Here is a 15595-nt window from a genome sequence, read left to right as displayed (position 1 = left end):
CTGAATGTGGGTGTATGAAAAGAAGCTGCAATACCCTGTCAAGGTCAGTACGTGCAATCCGACGCTGGCGAAGTATTTGATTGAGCAGTATGGCGGAGCGGACGGCGAGCTGGCCGCGGCTCTTCGATATTTAAACCAGCGTTATACGATTCCTGATAAGGTCATCGGCCTTTTAACAGATATCGGCACGGAGGAGTTTGCCCATTTGGAAATGATCGCGACTATGGTGTATAAATTAACAAAAGACGCTACGCCGGAGCAGCTGCGTGAAGCGGGGCTTGGCGACCATTACGTGAATCATGACAGCGCGCTGTTTTATCACAACGCGGCGGGCGTTCCGTTTACTGCGAGCTATATCCAGGCGAAGGGTGACCCGATTGCCGATTTATACGAAGACATTGCTGCAGAGGAAAAGGCGCGGGCGACGTATCAATGGCTGATTGATATTTCGGATGATCCTGATTTAAATGATTCCCTGCGTTTTTTGCGTGAACGTGAAATTGTACACTCCATGCGCTTCAGGGAAGCGGTTGAAATTTTAAAAGAAGAGCGGGATAAAAAGAAGATTTTCTAATGGGCAAATTGGCCTCTCTTTCATACACCCTTTTACATATAAAGAAAATGGTCTGTTTTTGCTGTTTAGTCTGCATTATAATCAAGGTGTGTGTGCAAGCTTACTTTTTGATTGGGAGGCCTTTATGTCAGCTTTTAAGATGAAGAACGAAATGATTGCAGATGGATTTTACGCGTGTCCGGCTGTCTATGAGGATGCAGAATCGATTACTGGATTGCTCGTCCGAACAGCTGAATGGCTCCGGGATCGGGGTTCTAATCAATGGAGCGGACTGCTGAAAGGGCAAGATACACATGACATCACGGGGGCAATTGAAAATGGACATGTGTTTGTGTTTAAAAAAGACAAAGAGCTTGCGGCTGTCGTGATGCTGCTGCCTGAACCGAGCGAGTGGGACCAGACGCTTTGGGGAGACGATGGGCATGAGGAGTCCATTTATTTGCACCGCCTCGCAGTAAGCCGCCGGTTTGCGGGACAGGGGCTTGGAGAACGCGTCCTTCATTGGGCGGAGACGGACATATCCTTTCCGGGAAAAACACGGATCCGTCTTGATTGTGTCGCTGATAACGATGCCTTGCATTCCTTTTATCGGCGTATGGGATATGAATTTATGGGTGCTGATGCATCCGGGTATCATTTGTTTGAAAAAGAGCTTTCGGCAGAATAAGCGTCCTTTGCAGGAGGCTTTTTTGTCTTTTTCTAAAAGGGGAGGGCAGGCGATGTGGCCGGAATGGATGTTGGCCGGACTGATTGTCCCTGGTGTGTTTGCGATCTGGCACAGCACGGCTGGGAAGGAGATGCGCTTGGAATGCTTGGATTCAATGTGATTGGCGGAGCGGTTACGGGATATTTGATCGATAGGGCCATCCGGCGATACAGGAGAAGTTAAGGAGATCTGCTGCCTCTCATATGTCGAATGTTAAACAGGATGGCAGGAATTTTCTTTCGAACAGAGAAATACTTATTACTTAGAATGAAAGCGTTTTCTAAAACGGGAAGGTGATGTTGATGATACACAGTGTGACGAATGGGCTGGATCGTTTTTGCACGTGGGTGATGAGACTGGCCTATTTGAATGTGCTTTGGCTGTTATTTTCTCTTGCGGGCCTCGTTGTGTTTGGGCTGCTGCCTGCTACTGCCGCAATGTTTTCAGTCACGAGAGAATGGGCGAAGGGGAACACAGATGCCCCGGTGTTTTCTGTTTTTTTTCGGGCGTTCAAAAAGGAATGGCGGGCAGCACAGATTCTCGGGCTTATTCTTGTGACGGCCGGCTTGTTTCTGTTTGCGGATATGCGGATTGCGGCGCAGATGAATCAGCCTGTGCTCGTCAATGTGTTCCTGAGCATCAGCTTGATTTTCGCATTTGTTATGCTGTATGTGTTTCCTGTGTTTTCTCATTTTGACGTGAAAATCAGAGAAGTGCTGAGCATCAGCTTTTTGATAGCCTTCAGCCGTCCGGCGGTGACGCTCATGATGGCGGCAGGCGCTGTCGGTGTGTTGTTTCTCGTGTTGTTTCACGTCACGTTTCTGCTATTTTTCAGCGGGAGTTTACTGAGCCTGATCTTAACGAAGCTATCCTTTAAAGCGTTTCGGTCAATGGATCAGCGTCAGGAGAAAGAAGAGGCGGCATGAAAAAAAGAGCTGCTGGCTGGTACAGGCGGATGAAAATTAGGGATAAGCTGTTTGTGTTCCTTTCACTGATTATGGCTATTTCCTTTTTGTTTGTATACAGCGGGGTGCAGTATGCCTTTCATGTGTATGATGAGCAAATTTACCGCAAATCCTCGGAGGTGCTGCGGATGTCTTCTGAAAGGATCGAAGACGAGCTGAAGAAGATAGAGGATGTGTCATATGAAATCATTACGGACGAACAGATTCAGCGCATTCTGAGCATGCAAAACCGCGTTGATACGTACGATCAGTATCAAATGAAGCAGAAGCTGTGGGATCAGCTGGCGGAATATGCCGGTGATGAAAAGTACATCGATTCCATTCATTTGATTGATGCCCGCGGCTCGGAGTATTCAGCGGGAAGCAGTTCTTCAGATCTTTTGAAGCAGGAGCGGGAAGAGGTGTTTAAACGAGCCAAAGCGAAAAATGGAAGAAATCTTTGGATGACGCTCGGTGATTCCGATCCTGTCCTGATTTCAGCGCGGCAGATCAGATCCTATCACCAGTTGAGTTTGAACAGCTTGGGCATGGTGCTGATCCAAGTCAATGTGAAACAGATGATCCGTGATGTACCAAAGGATTGGGGCGATTCGGTCGGAGACATCATGATCGCTGACCAAAGCGGGAATTTGGTGTATTCGGCACATTCATCTGTGCTTGTTCCTGAAGCGGCAAAAGAAACGCTAAAGCACCCTGGTTATGACTTGATAAAAAAGAATGGCAAACGTTACTTTATTTCTTTCCTTCAATCATCCTACCAAAATTGGAGCTACTATAACGTCATCCCCTTTGATCAGATGTTCGAAAAAATTTCCTTTATGAAAACGGTGATTGGCACGTGTTTTCTGCTGTTTTTCTGTGTGGTTTTGCTTTTCGGAAGGAAAATCGCCAACAATATCACGGAGCCGATCGAGCAGCTTGTGTCCGCAATGAAATCGGTGCAGGACGGTGGCATTGAGGCGGGCGTATCGCTTTCTCTGCCGGAACATACACAGGATGAGGCCGGCATGCTGAACCGCCATTTTACGGTCATGATGAAGCGGATTAACGAGCTGATGGAAGAAAATGTGGAAAAACAGCTCATCATTAAAGAAACTGAATTGAAGGCGCTGCAAGCCCAGATCAACCCGCATTTTTTATATAATACGCTCGAGTCCATCAATTGGCTCGCAAAAGCAAATCAGCAAAAGCAAATTTCAAAGATGGTGGAATCACTCGGTTTTCTTCTTCGAAACAGCATACATATGAAGAAAGATATCGTGACCATTCAGGAGGAGGCGGATATCGTTCTTCACTATATGACCATTCAGCGGTTTCGATTTGAAGAGCGCCTAAACTTCACGTTGGATATTGACGATGAGGTAAAGCATTGCCTCATTCCGAAACTGACGCTCCAGCCGCTGGCGGAAAATGCGATACAATACGCACTTGAGCCTTTTACAAGGCCGTGCGCCATCCGCCTTCAGGCGAAAAAGATGAAGGATTGTGTCTGTATTACCGTCGAAGATAACGGCCCCGGCATGGATGAACGGATGCTTGAAACATCGTGCGGAAGAGGAATCGGACTTTGGAATATCCGTGAACGCATCCGGCTGACATTCGGAGAGCCGTATGGCTTGCGCATTCAGTGTGAGAAAGGAAAGGGAACGAGGGTTGTGATCACTATACCGTGCCGAAATGAGGTGGTGTGATGTATAAGATCTTGCTAGCTGATGATGAGAGGATTATTCTTGACGGAATGGCAGGAATCATTGAGTGGGAGGCGCTTGGCGCTTCATTAATCGGCAAGGCGCAGAACGGCAATGAAGCGTATGAGAAGATCTTACATAAGCAGCCGCATATCGTCATTACAGACATCAAAATGCCCGGCATGGACGGGCTTGAGCTGATCAAAAAGGTGTCAGGCGTGAGTCCGTCGGTTCAATTTATCGTTCTGTCCGGGTTTGGAGAGTTTGAGTACGCGAAGGAAGCAATGAAATATGGGGTCAAGCATTATTTGCTGAAGCCCTGCAATGAACAGCAGATTATCAGCTCACTGGAGGAAATCATTGTTGAACTGAAGCGGCATGAGGTGCGGAAAAAGAAAACCGCTCATCTGAAACATGAGCTCGATCATATCCGTTCTTTTGCTGCCGATCAATATTTGGAGGGCGTGATCGCCGGTGTGGCCCAGTTGTCCCCGCCTTCTTCACTTGCCGAAAAAAAGGTCCGCCTCCTCATTGTAAAAGGGGAACAATCTGTTGATGACGCGGCTAGAGAAGTGCTCGGGTCGGCGCTGACAGCGGTTTGCAGCAGCGAAGAATGGACCGTGCTCGCTGTGGAGGAAAACGCCGCTGAAAAGGCGGCGGACGTTTTTGCTGACCGCCAGATCGCCATCAGCCAGGCGGGAGAACTCCGGAATGCGGGGCAGCTGTTTCGCGACACAGCCGTAGTTTCTGGTAACCTGCACGGAAGCGCAGTGATTTCGAAAATGATCAGGCTTGTTGCCGATGAGCTCGGAAATCCGAATCTGTCCTTAAAATGGGCGGCGAAGGATATGCTGTTTATGAATCCTGATTATCTCGGGAAATTATTTAAACAGGAAACAGGAGAGAAATTTTCTCAATACGTTACGCGAGTGCGGCTTGAGCATGCGATGAAGCAGATGAAAATAAGGCGGGATGCGAGTGTATCAGAAATTGCGGAAGAAATTGGGTTTGGCGATAATCCGAAGTATTTTAGTCTCGTCTTTAAAAAATATACGGGTCTGACACCGTCAGAATTCAGAAGAAAACAGGGAGGCGCTTCCGCAGGATAGCCATCTCTGTTTTTTTTACTTTCGCCACTGTTTTTTGAGTGTTTCGCCCCATCCGAACACTTTAAAATGAAATGTAAGCACTTACATTAAAGGGGGGATTGGTTTGAAGAAGGTTTGTTGCTTGCTGTTATCGCTCGTCTGCGTCTTTTTTTTCAGCGGATGTTCTGCAGGTGAAGAGGCATCGGGGAAAAAAGAAGACATTACGCTTAGAATCGCATGGTGGGGCGGGCAGCCAAGGCATGATTATACAACGAAGGTGATTGAGCTATATGAGAAAAAGAATCCGCACGTCCATATTGATGCGGAATTTGCGAACTGGGATGACTACTGGAAAAAGCTCGCCCCGATGTCTGCCGCTGGCCAGCTTCCTGATGTCATTCAAATGGATACCGCTTATTTGGCACAGTACGGAAAGAAGAACCAGCTGGAAGATTTAACGCCGTATACAAAGGATGGAACGATTGATGTCAGTTCAATCGACGAGAATATGCTGTCGGGCGGAAAAATTGACGATAAGCTCTATGGGTTTACGCTAGGCGTCAACGTGCTGTCTGTGATTGCGAATAATGATTTGCTGAAGAAAGCCGGTGTGTCCATCAATCAGGAAAACTGGGCGTGGGAGGATTACGAGAAGCTGGCGTATGACCTTCAGGAAAAAGCCGACGTCTATGGCTCCAACGGAATGGATCCGCCTGATATTTTCTTCCCTTATTATTTGCGCACGAAGGGTGAGCGTTTTTATAAGGAAGACGGCACAGGCCTCGCGTATCAGGATGATCAGCTGTTTGTCGATTATTTTGAACGGCAGCTAAGGCTGGTGAAAGCGAAAACATCCCCAACACCTGATGAAAGCGAACAAATTAAAGGGATGGAGGATGACTTTATCGTCAAAGGCAAGTCAGCCATTACGTGGAACTACTCTAATCAATATTTGGGCTTTGCCCGGCTGACAGATTCGCCGCTGTCTCTCTATCTGCCGCCGGAGCAAATGAAGGAAAAAGCGCTGACGCTGAAGCCGAGTATGCTGTTTTCGATTCCAAAAAGCTCAGAGCATAAAAAAGAGGCCGCAAAGTTTATCGATTTCTTCGTCAACAATAAGGAAGCGAACATGCTGATTAAAGGCGAGCGGGGTGTACCGGTATCTGACAAGGTGGCGGACGCGATTAAACCGAAGCTGAATGAGGAAGAAGCCAACATCGTGGAATATGTAGAAAACGCGTCAAAAAACATCAGCAAAGCCGATCCGCCGGAGCCTGTGGGAAGCGCGGAGGTCATCAAGCTGCTGAAGGATACGTCTGATCAGATTCTGTATCAGAAGGTATCTCCGGAAAAAGCCGCCAAAACGTTCCGGAAGCAGGCCAATGAGATATTAGAGAGGAATAATTGACGGGAAATGGGGCTGATGCAATGAAAAAAAGCCGGAGTATGAGAAAAGACAATCTGGCGGGATATGCTTTTATTTCTCCGTTCATTATCGGATTCCTATGTTTTACAGTGATTCCGATGGGTGCGTCCCTGTTTCTGTCCTTCACAAGCTATGACTTGTTTACAGCGCCGAAATGGATCGGGCTCGACAACTACAAGGAGATGTTTACGGGTGACGAAAAGTATTGGCAGTCACTGAAGGTGACGTTTACGTATGTGCTTGCCGGGGTTCCGCTCCGCCTCGGCTTCGCGCTTTTTATCGCTGTCATTTTAAACAATGCATCAAAAGGAACGGCCATTTACAGAACGCTCTTTTATCTGCCTTCAATCATCGGCGGGAGTGTGGCCGTGGCGATTATGTGGCGCAATATTTTCGGCAATGAAGGGGTCATTAATGCGCTGCTGTTTTTTGTCGGGATTGATCAAAAAATTCTTTGGTATCAGGACCCGACAAGTGCGCTATGGACATTGATTCTGCTATCCGTCTGGCAGTTCGGGTCATCAATGCTGATTTTTCTGGCCGGGCTGAAAAACATTCCGTCTTCGTATTTGGAAGCGGCAAGCGTGGACGGGGCAAACCGGGTGCAGCGTTTCTTTAAAATTACGCTTCCGATCCTCACGCCGATTATTTTCTTTAATCTAGTGATGCAGACGATTTCTGCTTTTATGACATTTACACCTGCCTATATCATCTCGAAGGGCGAGGGCGGGCCGCTTGACGGGACGCTTTTGTATTCGCTCTATTTGTTCCAGCGGGCGTTCAACTATTTTCAAATGGGTTACGCATCGGCGATGGCGTGGATCATGCTTATCATTGTCGGGCTGATTACGCTGATTTTGTTTAAAACCTCGTCATATTGGGTTCATTACGAGTCAAAGGGGGAATGACGGATGGAGCCGGTTAACCAGCCTGACAGAGAAGCCCCGGTTTTTGAGAGAAAAAAAGCCGGGCGCGTCAGGCCCAAACGCATACTGTTCCACGTTTTTACGGCATCGCTGGCAGTGTTATTGCTATACCCGGTCATTTGGCTGTTTGTCAGCTCATTTAAGGAAAGCGCCAGTATTTTTACAACCTCTCACTCTCTCATTCCCGATCCTTTTATTCTCAGTAACTATGCTGAAGGATGGAAGGGCATTGCCGGACAGCCGTTTCTGACCTTTATTAAGAACTCGGCGATCATTGTCGGGCTGTCAACAATCGGCGCCGTCCTGTCATCGGCTGTCATTGCATACGGATTTGCGCGTATCCCGTTTAAAGGGAAAACGTTTTGGTTCGCCTGCATGATGGGGACGTTAATGCTGCCGCATGAAGTGCTGATGATTCCGCAGTACATTTTGTTTGCGAAATTAGACTGGCTGAATTCTTTTAAACCGATTGTCGTTCCGCAATTTTTCGGGCATGCGTTTTTTATATTTCTGATGATCCAGTTTATCCGGACGATCCCCGAGGAGCTGGATGAAGCAGCTCGAATCGACGGCTGCGGGCGCTTTGCCTGCTTTTGGCGCATCATTCTCCCGCTAATTGCCCCGGCGCTTGCGACGTCTGCGATTTTCTCCTTCTATTGGAAGTGGGAGGAGCTGATTCAGCCGCTCCTGTATTTGAATAAGCCGGAGCTTTATCCTGTTTCACTTGCGCTGAAGCTTTTCCTCGATACGGAATCGGCTTCGAACTGGGGGGCGATGTTTGCGATGTCGGCCGTCTCGTTATTGCCTGTGATTCTTGTATTCTTTTTGTTTCAGAAATATATCGTTCAAGGCATCAGTACGACCGGATTAAAATAAAAGGAGTGTTACAGATGGCACAGCTTATCTTTGATGAAGAAAAGGTGACGTCCGTCATTGACCGGATTGTAAAAAGGACATTTCAGATGGATTTTGCGTGGGATTGGCCGGGCGGCGTCGCGTTTTACGGCGTGGCGGAGGCTTATGAAGCGACGGAAAACGAGGAATATATCAATTTATTAAAAACGTGGGTGGATGAACAGCTGGAGGATGGGCTCCCGCCCCTTTCGATCAACGGGGTTTCCATCGGGCATACGCTTTTGTTCCTCCATAAGGTGACAGGGGATCACGTCTATTTGGAAACGGCGGGGGAGATGGCGGAATATGTGCTGCATAAAGCGCCGCGCTTTGGCGAGGGCATCCTTCAGCATACGGTTAATTCCGCAGAGTACGTGTTTCCTGAGCAGGCATGGGCGGATACGCTGATGATGGCGGGGCTGTTTATGCTGAGAATCGGGCGGGTGATGGAGCGTGAGGATTATTTTGAAGACGGCCTTCGCCAGTTTCACGGACATGAAGACGTGCTTCAGGACCCTGTCACGAATTTGTACTACCACGCTTGGGACAACAAAGCGCAAAATCATCTGTCGGGGATTTATTGGGGCAGGGCGAACGGCTGGGCGGCACTCACGATGGCGAAGGCGCTCCCGCTCATTGAGGTGACGCATCCTTCCTTTATGATCATCGACGGATCGCTCAGAGATCAGCTAAGCGCGCTCGTCCGGCTCCAAGACGATACAGGGCTGTGGCATACCATTTTGGATGATCCGGATTCGTATCTCGAAGTTTCGGCATCGGCTGGCATTGCCTCTGCTCTGCTGTCGAGCGGAAAGCTGTATACGAAATATGTGCAGAAATCGCTTGCCGCCATTTTGGATGCGGTAGAAGAGGACGGACGGGTCAGCAAGGTATCGGCCGGAACAGCTGTCATGAAAAATGCCGATGGATACAAACAGGTGCCTTACAAACGAATACAAGGATGGGGACAGGGACTTGCGCTGACGTTTCTTGCTGATGTGTTGAGAACGAAAAAACGCGTGTATCAGTAATAATGGCGGCGGGGGGAAAGGGATGAAAAAACAGCCTCAACAGAAGGAACGGGTTTCACGCTGGAAGGGAACGTATTTCAAAAGAAACTTTATCTTCATTTTGCTGATTGCCTGTATTCCCGGATTGCTGACTGGGGGCGCTGTCTACTTTCTTTCGATCGACAAGGTAGAGAAAGAGCTGCAGAGGTCACATGAAACACAGGTGGCGCGTGAAGTCAGCCGAATGGATGAGAAGCTGGCAGTGCTGGAGCTGACTCTCACCCAGATGGCATACGATTCTTCGCTGATGAACGGATTGGCCGAGAGGGATTTGGAGAAAGACTTTACGTTCTCCTATCAATTAACGAAAAAACTGTTTCTTTTACGGGACCAGCAGCCGCTGATCGAGCAGGCTTCCATCTTTCTGAACAGCCCCCGGCCTCTTGTGATGAGCCCCGAATACAGCGCTTTGACAGAACAGGAGGCGCTTCGCAAGTATCGCTCGCTGCTTGCCTCAGACAACAGTATTTATTGGAAACGATCCGGAAAACAAACGATGCTGATCCAGCTCATTCCGGGTGCAGCGGAGAAACCGTTCGGCGCGATCATGCTGGCGGTTGATCCGAATGAAATGGAGTCGATCCTGCAAAGCTTATCCCCTTATCCTGATGGCAGTGCGCTGCTTCTGGATCAAAATCAGGAGGTGCTTTTTCACGAGGGAGAAATAGCGTTTGAAAAGACTTTACTTAAAGAGGTGAGGAAACAGCCGGAAGGGAAAGGCCATTTCCAGATGGAATGGGACGGCAAGGTGTATTCCGTCTCCTTTGGAGAAATGAATCGCATGCATCAGCAGTGGACCTTTGTGTCAGCGGCGCCTCTTTCTGCCATTACAGCGCCGATGGTGTTTTTATCAAAAGTGATTATCGTGATGCTTGTCATTTGCATCTGCTTGGCGGTGTGCATGACGTGGTATGCCTCAAAAAAAATCTACCGTCCCATTCAGCATTTGCTTGGCTTATTTACCGGTGGAGAGAAGAAAACATGGCAGGCGTCCGGGCAGGATGAATTCAAGTGGATTGAAAAGCGATGGAATGATCTATCTCTTGAAAGCCGAAAGCTTCAAGAGCAGCTTCTGCGGCAGACACCCCATATGAAAAAGAGTTTCTTACAGCACCTCTTGCAGGGTGATTTTTACTATGACAACGAGACAAGTCTCAGGTCGCGGATGGAGGAGGCTGGATGGAACATCCGAGAAAATGTGTTTCAGGTGCTTGATCTTCAGGTAACAGGCCTCCGTTGTGAAAAAAGCATCTTCCGTGCCGGTGATGAACAGCTTGCTGTATTTACGCTGACCAATCTGGCCGAGGAGCTTGCAGCAAAACAATGTTTTCAGCCCTCCATTCTTGATATCAGCCGGCTTTCCGTCACCTTGCTTGTGATGAAAACCAACAGCTCTGATCTGAAGGCGTATGTAACGGAGCTGGCACGCCAATTTGACGATGTTGTCGGATTAAGCCTGACCGGAACGATAAGCAGGAAGACAGAGCGTGTTACGGAGATCCCTGATTTATTTCAAGATGTAAAAAGCGGCAAATCCCGCAGGCATTTTGCCAACCGGCATCAGGTGATTGATTTGCAGGACGACTTCCCTCAGGCTGAGCACTCCGCCCCTTATTATCCTTTTGAACTGGAAAAACAAATTGTTCAGGCCATCCGGCTGGAAAGAAAACAGGAGGCTGAAGAATTGATACGTGTATGCATGATGGACCTGGCGGAAAAGGCGGCTATAGACAGGCATGTGCACGCCGGCCTGATTCAGCTGTTTTCCCGCATTCAGGAGGATATTTTGCATTCCGGACTCAATCCGAGTGACCTATATCAGCATCGGGATCTGCTTCTTGACATTTCAGAATTGCGCGAACCTGATGAAGCGGTGGCCTGGCTGATGGATGCTGTGGTGACGCCTTACCTTTCCAAGCTTGAGGGCAGAAAAAACAGACAGCAAAAACAGCTGGCGGATCGTGTCATAGCCATGATTCACGAACAGTACATGGCGGATATCTCGCTGGAAAGCTGTGCCGATGCGCTCGGCATGAATTCATATACGTTAAGCAAGGCATTTAAGCAAGTGACCGGCGTTAATTTTATTGATTATGTGACCAAAATCAGAATCGAAAAAGCGAAAGAGCTTTTAGTGAATACGAATAAAAAAATTCATGATGTGTCGGAGGAAGTCGGCTACCGCCACAATTACTTCAATCGGATTTTTAAAAAACAGGTGGGCATGCCGCCGGGTGTTTTCAGGCAAATGTATCAGGAAACGCCGTGAAAGGAGAGAAGATGTAATGGAGAAAGTGATTCAAGTGTTTTTAGCGGGTGACTCCACCGTGAGTGATTGCCCGCCTCATGAAGCGCCGATGGCGGGGTGGGGGCAGGTACTCGGGCAGTTGTTTTCTAAGGATGTGAAGGTGCACAATCACGCCAAAGGAGGGGCGAGCACCAATTCTTTTGTGGAAGAAGGAAGGCTCCAAGCGATTGCCGAGCGCATCAGACAGGGCGATTATTTGTTTATTCAATTTGGCCATAATGACCAGAAACCGCGGGGGACGAAACCCTACTCTACATTTCAACAATTTCTCACCCTATTTGCAGATACCGCACGCGAAAAAGGAGCGCATCCTGTATTCGTTACATCGGTGCAGCGCCGCCGCTTTGATGAAAACGGCCGTATTGAGCATACACTCGGCGAGTACCCTGATGCGATGAAAGCACTGGCGAAGGAGCTAGATGTGCCTGTCATTGATCTGCTGGCCAAAACAAAAGAGCTCTATGAAGCATACGGACCGGAGGAGTCGAAAAGATTGTTCGTTTGGCTTCAGCCGAATGAACATCCGAATTATCCGGACGGTATTGAGGACAATACACATTTTTCAGAAGAAGGGGCAATGGAGGTTGCGAAGCTTGTGGCAGAAGGCATTGAAGAACTCGGCCTTCCGCTGAAGGACCATCTTGTGATCCGGGAGGGAAAAGAACATGTATAAGGAAGGCGCGTGCCTGTACCGCAATCCGCTCCGGTCAGCAAGCGATATGGAGGATTGGCGGATGGAGGGAGGGGGACAGATCTCATTTGACGATCACTCCTTGCATCTGTCGCATGTTCAGGACGAAGCACATTTTGTCTATTGGTGCCCGGAAACGTTTCCGGATGGCATCATTGTGACGTGGGACTTCTCTCCGATTGAGCAGCCTGGGCTGTGTATGCTGTTTTTTTCCGCTGCGGGGATTGGAGGCGAAGATCTGTTTGATCCATGTCTCAAGAAAAGAACGGGAAAATACCCCGAGTATCATTCGGGGGACATCAATGCGCTCCATCTGTCGTATTTCCGCAGAAAATACGCGGAGGAAAGAGCGTTCCGCACCTGCAATTTAAGAAAAAGCCGCGGTTTCCACCTCGCCGCGATGGGAGCCGATCCGCTGCCATCTCCAGACGACGCTGATTCCCCATATCATATGAAGCTCATCAAAGACAAAGGCTATGTGCACTTTTCAATTAATGATTTGCCCATTCTTGAATGGATGGACGACGGCAGCACATACGGGCCTGTATTAACGAAAGGGAAAATCGGGTTCCGGCAGATGGCGCCCATGAAAGCCGCTTATCGAGATTTTGCTGTGCATCAAGCGGTGAGAAGATGAAGACGACGGTAACGGATGCGCTTTATGCAGGCTGTGAAGCGGTGGTGAAAATTGCGTGGCTCAACGGGCTGTGGCTGTTGTTTACGCTTTTGGGCGGCGTTCTTTTTGGATGGGCGCCGAGCACTGCCGCGATGTGTGCCGTCATACGGAAATGGCTGATGGGACAAAAGGATATCCCGGTGTTTCCATTATTTCTCGATACCTACAAAAAAGAGTTTCTCAAGGCCAATGCAATTGGATTGGCGTTTGCGGCGCTTTTGCTCATATTGTCCGCGAATTATCATTATTTTTCAGCCAGTACGGATTGGCTGTCCTTTGCTGTAACCAGCTGCACGCTGTTAGCAGGGGTATTGTATATCATCGCGCTAATGTATGTGTTTCCCCTTTATGTGCATTACCAGCTCCCGCTGCGAAAATATATTCCGCAAGCGCTGCTGTTTGGCGCCATGCGGCCTTTGACGACCGGCTGTATGCTGATCGGGTGCGGATTTGTCCTTTACCTGCTGTATACGCTACCAGGATTGATCCCATTTTACGGCCCATGTTTATTTGGGCTAGTGGTGATGTTTTTTGCTCTTAGAGGATTTCAAAAGACGGAGGCTCAGCACCACCAAGCAGGTTAACAAAAAAATGACAATCATGCAAAAAAGTGCAGTGTCTGAAAAAGGCAGATGCAAAAAAGTGTAATTGAAGACAGCTCACACAGCGCATAAAATCCAATATAAGTAAGCGCTTACAGAAAAATGAGAAGGAGCTGTCTGATGATTAAACGAAGGAAACGCATGTTTACCGCTGTTACGTTGCTTGTCTTGTTGGTGATGGGAGTCTCTGTATTTCCTGTGAAAGCTGAAGGAGCAGCGCGGCAGATGGAAGCACTGAACCGGGGGCTTGTGGCGGTCAAGACGGACGGCGGCATTTTTGTCAGCTGGCGGTTTCTTGGCACTGAAAATGCATCTGTTTCGTTCAATGTGTACAGAGACGGGCAAAAGCTGAATGCTGCACCTGTCAAAACCACGAACTACGTGGATAAAAACGGATCGGCGGTCTCAACGTATACGGTTCGGGCTGTCGTAAACGGTACCGAACAAGCGGCTTCTGAAAAAGCCTCCGTATGGGTGCAGCCGTATCATTCCGTCCCGCTGGATAAACCGGCTGGCGGCACGACGCCAAAGGGTGAAGCTTACACCTACAGCGCCAATGACGCAAGTGTTGGCGATGTGGATGGTGACGGGCAATACGAGCTGATCCTGAAATGGGACCCGTCTAATTCAAAGGACAACTCACAGGATGGCTATACGGGTGACGTCCTGATTGACGCCTATAAACTGGACGGAACGAAATTATGGCGGATCAATCTCGGCAAAAACATCAGAGCGGGCGCGCACTACACCCAATTTATGGTGTATGACCTTGATGGTGACGGAAAAGCGGAAGTGGCAATGAAAACGGCAGACGGGACAAAAGACGGCACGGGCAAAGTGATTGGAAATGCCAATGCTGATTACAGAAACGAACAGGGGCGTGTGCTTTCAGGACCGGAATACCTTACTGTGTTTCAAGGTGCAACCGGAAAAGAGCTTGTCACAACAAATTTTGAACCGGCCCGCGGCAATGTGTCAGATTGGGGAGACAGCTACGGCAACCGGGTTGATCGTTTTCTCGCCGGCATTGCCTACCTCGACGGGCAGCGGCCGAGCCTGATCATGAGCAGAGGGTATTATGCCAAAACCGCGCTTGTCGCCTATAACTTCAGAGACGGAAAGCTGTCAAAGCTTTGGACATTCGATTCTTCGAAGTCTGGAAATGAGGCGTTTGCAGGACAGGGGAACCACAGCCTGAGCATTGCAGATGTTGACGGGGACGGGAAAGATGAGATTATTTTTGGCTCAATGGCTGTTGATCATGACGGTAAAGGCATGTACTCAACTGGCTTAGGCCACGGGGATGCCCTCCATACCGGGGATCTTGACCCGAGCCGGCCGGGTCTTGAGGTGTTTCAAGTTCATGAGGACAAAAATGCAAAATACGGCTTATCCTTCCGTGATGCGGCAACCGGAAAAATCCTTTGGGGCGTTCATGCAGGCAAGGATGTAGGCCGTGGGATGGCTGCTGATATTGACCCGCGTTATCCGGGACAGGAAGTGTGGGCTAACGGTTCTCTCTACACAGCGAAAGGGGTCAAAATCGGTAGCAGTGTTCCGTCATCGACCAATTTCGGCATCTGGTGGGACGGTGATTTGCTGCGGGAACAGTTGGACAGCAACCGAATCGATAAGTGGGATTATCAAAACGGTGTATCGAAAAATATGCTGACTGCTTCAGGCGTGGCCGCCAACAACGGCACAAAAGCAACACCGGCGCTTCAGGCTGATCTGCTTGGGGACTGGCGCGAGGAAGTCGTGTGGAGAACGGAGGACAGCAGTGCGCTCCGGATCTACACGACTACCCATCCGACTGAGCACAGGCTGTACACGCTGATGCACGATCCTGTGTACCGGCTTGGCATCGCCTGGCAAAATGTCGCGTATAACCAGCCGCCGCACACGAGCTTCTTTTTAGGAGACGGCATGGCGGAACAGCCAAAACCGAATATGTATACGCCTTAATAAAAAGGGGGGAAGG

The 15595-nt window shown here is 49.0% G+C and carries 14 protein-coding genes and 1 pseudogene; all 15 read left to right on the top strand.

Going from position 1 to position 15595, the window contains the following annotated elements:
• Window positions 1–4: 4 nt before the first annotated feature.
• The 15 genes and pseudogenes from cotJC (at window position 5) to rhgW (ending at window position 15579) form a co-directional block, all read left to right on the top strand.
• Window positions 5–574 (top strand): spore coat protein CotJC, encoded by a 570-nt coding sequence (cotJC, locus tag Q3W56_RS05805; protein ID WP_003233850.1) that lies wholly within the window; start codon window positions 5–7, stop codon window positions 572–574.
• 124 nt (window positions 575–698) lie between these two features.
• On the top strand, window positions 699–1241 hold the full coding sequence (locus tag Q3W56_RS05800; protein WP_302894808.1) for a GNAT family N-acetyltransferase: 543 nt from the start codon (window positions 699–701) through the stop codon (window positions 1239–1241).
• Between the two features lie 58 nt (window positions 1242–1299).
• Window positions 1300–1463 (top strand): annotated as a pseudogene (locus tag Q3W56_RS05795) (YesK family protein); the annotation flags it as partial.
• A gap of 113 nt (window positions 1464–1576) precedes the next feature.
• Entirely contained in the window at window positions 1577–2206 is a 630-nt protein-coding gene (locus Q3W56_RS05790; RefSeq protein WP_080010247.1) for a YesL family protein, read from the top strand.
• The gene (locus Q3W56_RS05785) at window positions 2203–3936 is read left to right on the top strand and encodes a cache domain-containing sensor histidine kinase (RefSeq protein WP_302894807.1); all 1734 of its coding nucleotides are present in this window, start codon (window positions 2203–2205) and stop codon (window positions 3934–3936) included. The genes Q3W56_RS05790 and Q3W56_RS05785 overlap by 4 nt, the downstream gene beginning before the upstream one ends.
• Window positions 3936–5042 (top strand): response regulator transcription factor, encoded by a 1107-nt coding sequence (locus Q3W56_RS05780; RefSeq protein WP_302894806.1) that lies wholly within the window; start codon window positions 3936–3938, stop codon window positions 5040–5042. Before Q3W56_RS05785 ends, Q3W56_RS05780 begins: the two co-directional genes overlap by 1 nt.
• A gap of 103 nt (window positions 5043–5145) precedes the next feature.
• Window positions 5146–6429, top strand: coding sequence for an ABC transporter substrate-binding protein (locus tag Q3W56_RS05775; RefSeq protein WP_302894805.1), 1284 nt, complete (start codon window positions 5146–5148; stop codon window positions 6427–6429).
• On the top strand, window positions 6426–7355 hold the full coding sequence (locus Q3W56_RS05770; protein WP_019713549.1) for a carbohydrate ABC transporter permease: 930 nt from the start codon (window positions 6426–6428) through the stop codon (window positions 7353–7355). The genes Q3W56_RS05775 and Q3W56_RS05770 overlap by 4 nt, the downstream gene beginning before the upstream one ends.
• 3 nt (window positions 7356–7358) lie before the next feature.
• Window positions 7359–8249 carry a carbohydrate ABC transporter permease gene (locus Q3W56_RS05765; RefSeq protein WP_268399556.1) on the top strand — a complete coding sequence of 297 codons (891 nt, stop codon included), beginning with the start codon at window positions 7359–7361 and terminating at the stop codon, window positions 8247–8249.
• A gap of 14 nt (window positions 8250–8263) precedes the next feature.
• The gene (gene yesR, locus Q3W56_RS05760) at window positions 8264–9298 is read left to right on the top strand and encodes a rhamnogalacturonyl hydrolase YesR (RefSeq protein ID WP_268399557.1); all 1035 of its coding nucleotides are present in this window, start codon (window positions 8264–8266) and stop codon (window positions 9296–9298) included.
• Window positions 9299–9320: 22 nt separating this feature from the next.
• Window positions 9321–11606 (top strand): transcriptional regulator YesS, encoded by a 2286-nt coding sequence (gene yesS, locus Q3W56_RS05755; protein WP_302894804.1) that lies wholly within the window; start codon window positions 9321–9323, stop codon window positions 11604–11606.
• Window positions 11607–11622: 16 nt separating this feature from the next.
• Window positions 11623–12318 (top strand): rhamnogalacturonan acetylesterase, encoded by a 696-nt coding sequence (locus Q3W56_RS05750; RefSeq protein WP_268399560.1) that lies wholly within the window; start codon window positions 11623–11625, stop codon window positions 12316–12318.
• Window positions 12311–12973 (top strand): YesU family protein, encoded by a 663-nt coding sequence (locus tag Q3W56_RS05745; protein ID WP_268399561.1) that lies wholly within the window; start codon window positions 12311–12313, stop codon window positions 12971–12973. The genes Q3W56_RS05750 and Q3W56_RS05745 overlap by 8 nt, the downstream gene beginning before the upstream one ends.
• A complete protein-coding gene (locus tag Q3W56_RS05740) occupies window positions 12970–13596 on the top strand; it encodes a YesL family protein (protein ID WP_302894803.1) in 627 nt (208 codons plus the stop codon). The genes Q3W56_RS05745 and Q3W56_RS05740 overlap by 4 nt, the downstream gene beginning before the upstream one ends.
• 138 nt (window positions 13597–13734) lie before the next feature.
• Window positions 13735–15579, top strand: a complete 1845-nt coding sequence (rhgW, locus tag Q3W56_RS05735; RefSeq protein ID WP_483298522.1) for a rhamnogalacturonan lyase — start codon at window positions 13735–13737, stop codon at window positions 15577–15579.
• Window positions 15580–15595: the final 16 nt, after the last annotated feature.

The sequence above is a fragment of the Bacillus sp. C28GYM-DRY-1 genome (genome assembly GCF_030519405.1).
Taxonomy (GTDB): Bacteria; Bacillota; Bacilli; order Bacillales; family Bacillaceae; genus Bacillus; species Bacillus spizizenii_A.
This window is presented reverse-complemented; position numbering and strand designations above follow the sequence as displayed.

Bases quoted from the DNA above. Each gene is read 5' to 3' on its own strand.
- cotJC (WP_003233850.1), top strand. From the start codon at position 5: ATGTGGGTGTATGAAAAGAAGCTGCAATACCCTGTCAAGGTCAGTACG.
- Q3W56_RS05800 (WP_302894808.1), top strand. From the start codon at position 699: ATGTCAGCTTTTAAGATGAAGAACGAAATGATTGCAGATGGATTTTAC.
- Q3W56_RS05790 (WP_080010247.1), top strand. From the start codon at position 1,577: ATGTTGATGATACACAGTGTGACGAATGGGCTGGATCGTTTTTGCACG.
- Q3W56_RS05785 (WP_302894807.1), top strand. From the start codon at position 2,203: ATGAAAAAAAGAGCTGCTGGCTGGTACAGGCGGATGAAAATTAGGGAT.
- Q3W56_RS05780 (WP_302894806.1), top strand. From the start codon at position 3,936: ATGTATAAGATCTTGCTAGCTGATGATGAGAGGATTATTCTTGACGGA.
- Q3W56_RS05765 (WP_268399556.1), top strand. From the start codon at position 7,359: ATGGAGCCGGTTAACCAGCCTGACAGAGAAGCCCCGGTTTTTGAGAGA.
- yesR (WP_268399557.1), top strand. From the start codon at position 8,264: ATGGCACAGCTTATCTTTGATGAAGAAAAGGTGACGTCCGTCATTGAC.
- yesS (WP_302894804.1), top strand. From the start codon at position 9,321: ATGAAAAAACAGCCTCAACAGAAGGAACGGGTTTCACGCTGGAAGGGA.
- Q3W56_RS05750 (WP_268399560.1), top strand. From the start codon at position 11,623: ATGGAGAAAGTGATTCAAGTGTTTTTAGCGGGTGACTCCACCGTGAGT.
- Q3W56_RS05745 (WP_268399561.1), top strand. From the start codon at position 12,311: ATGTATAAGGAAGGCGCGTGCCTGTACCGCAATCCGCTCCGGTCAGCA.
- Q3W56_RS05740 (WP_302894803.1), top strand. From the start codon at position 12,970: ATGAAGACGACGGTAACGGATGCGCTTTATGCAGGCTGTGAAGCGGTG.
- rhgW (WP_483298522.1), top strand. From the start codon at position 13,735: ATGATTAAACGAAGGAAACGCATGTTTACCGCTGTTACGTTGCTTGTC.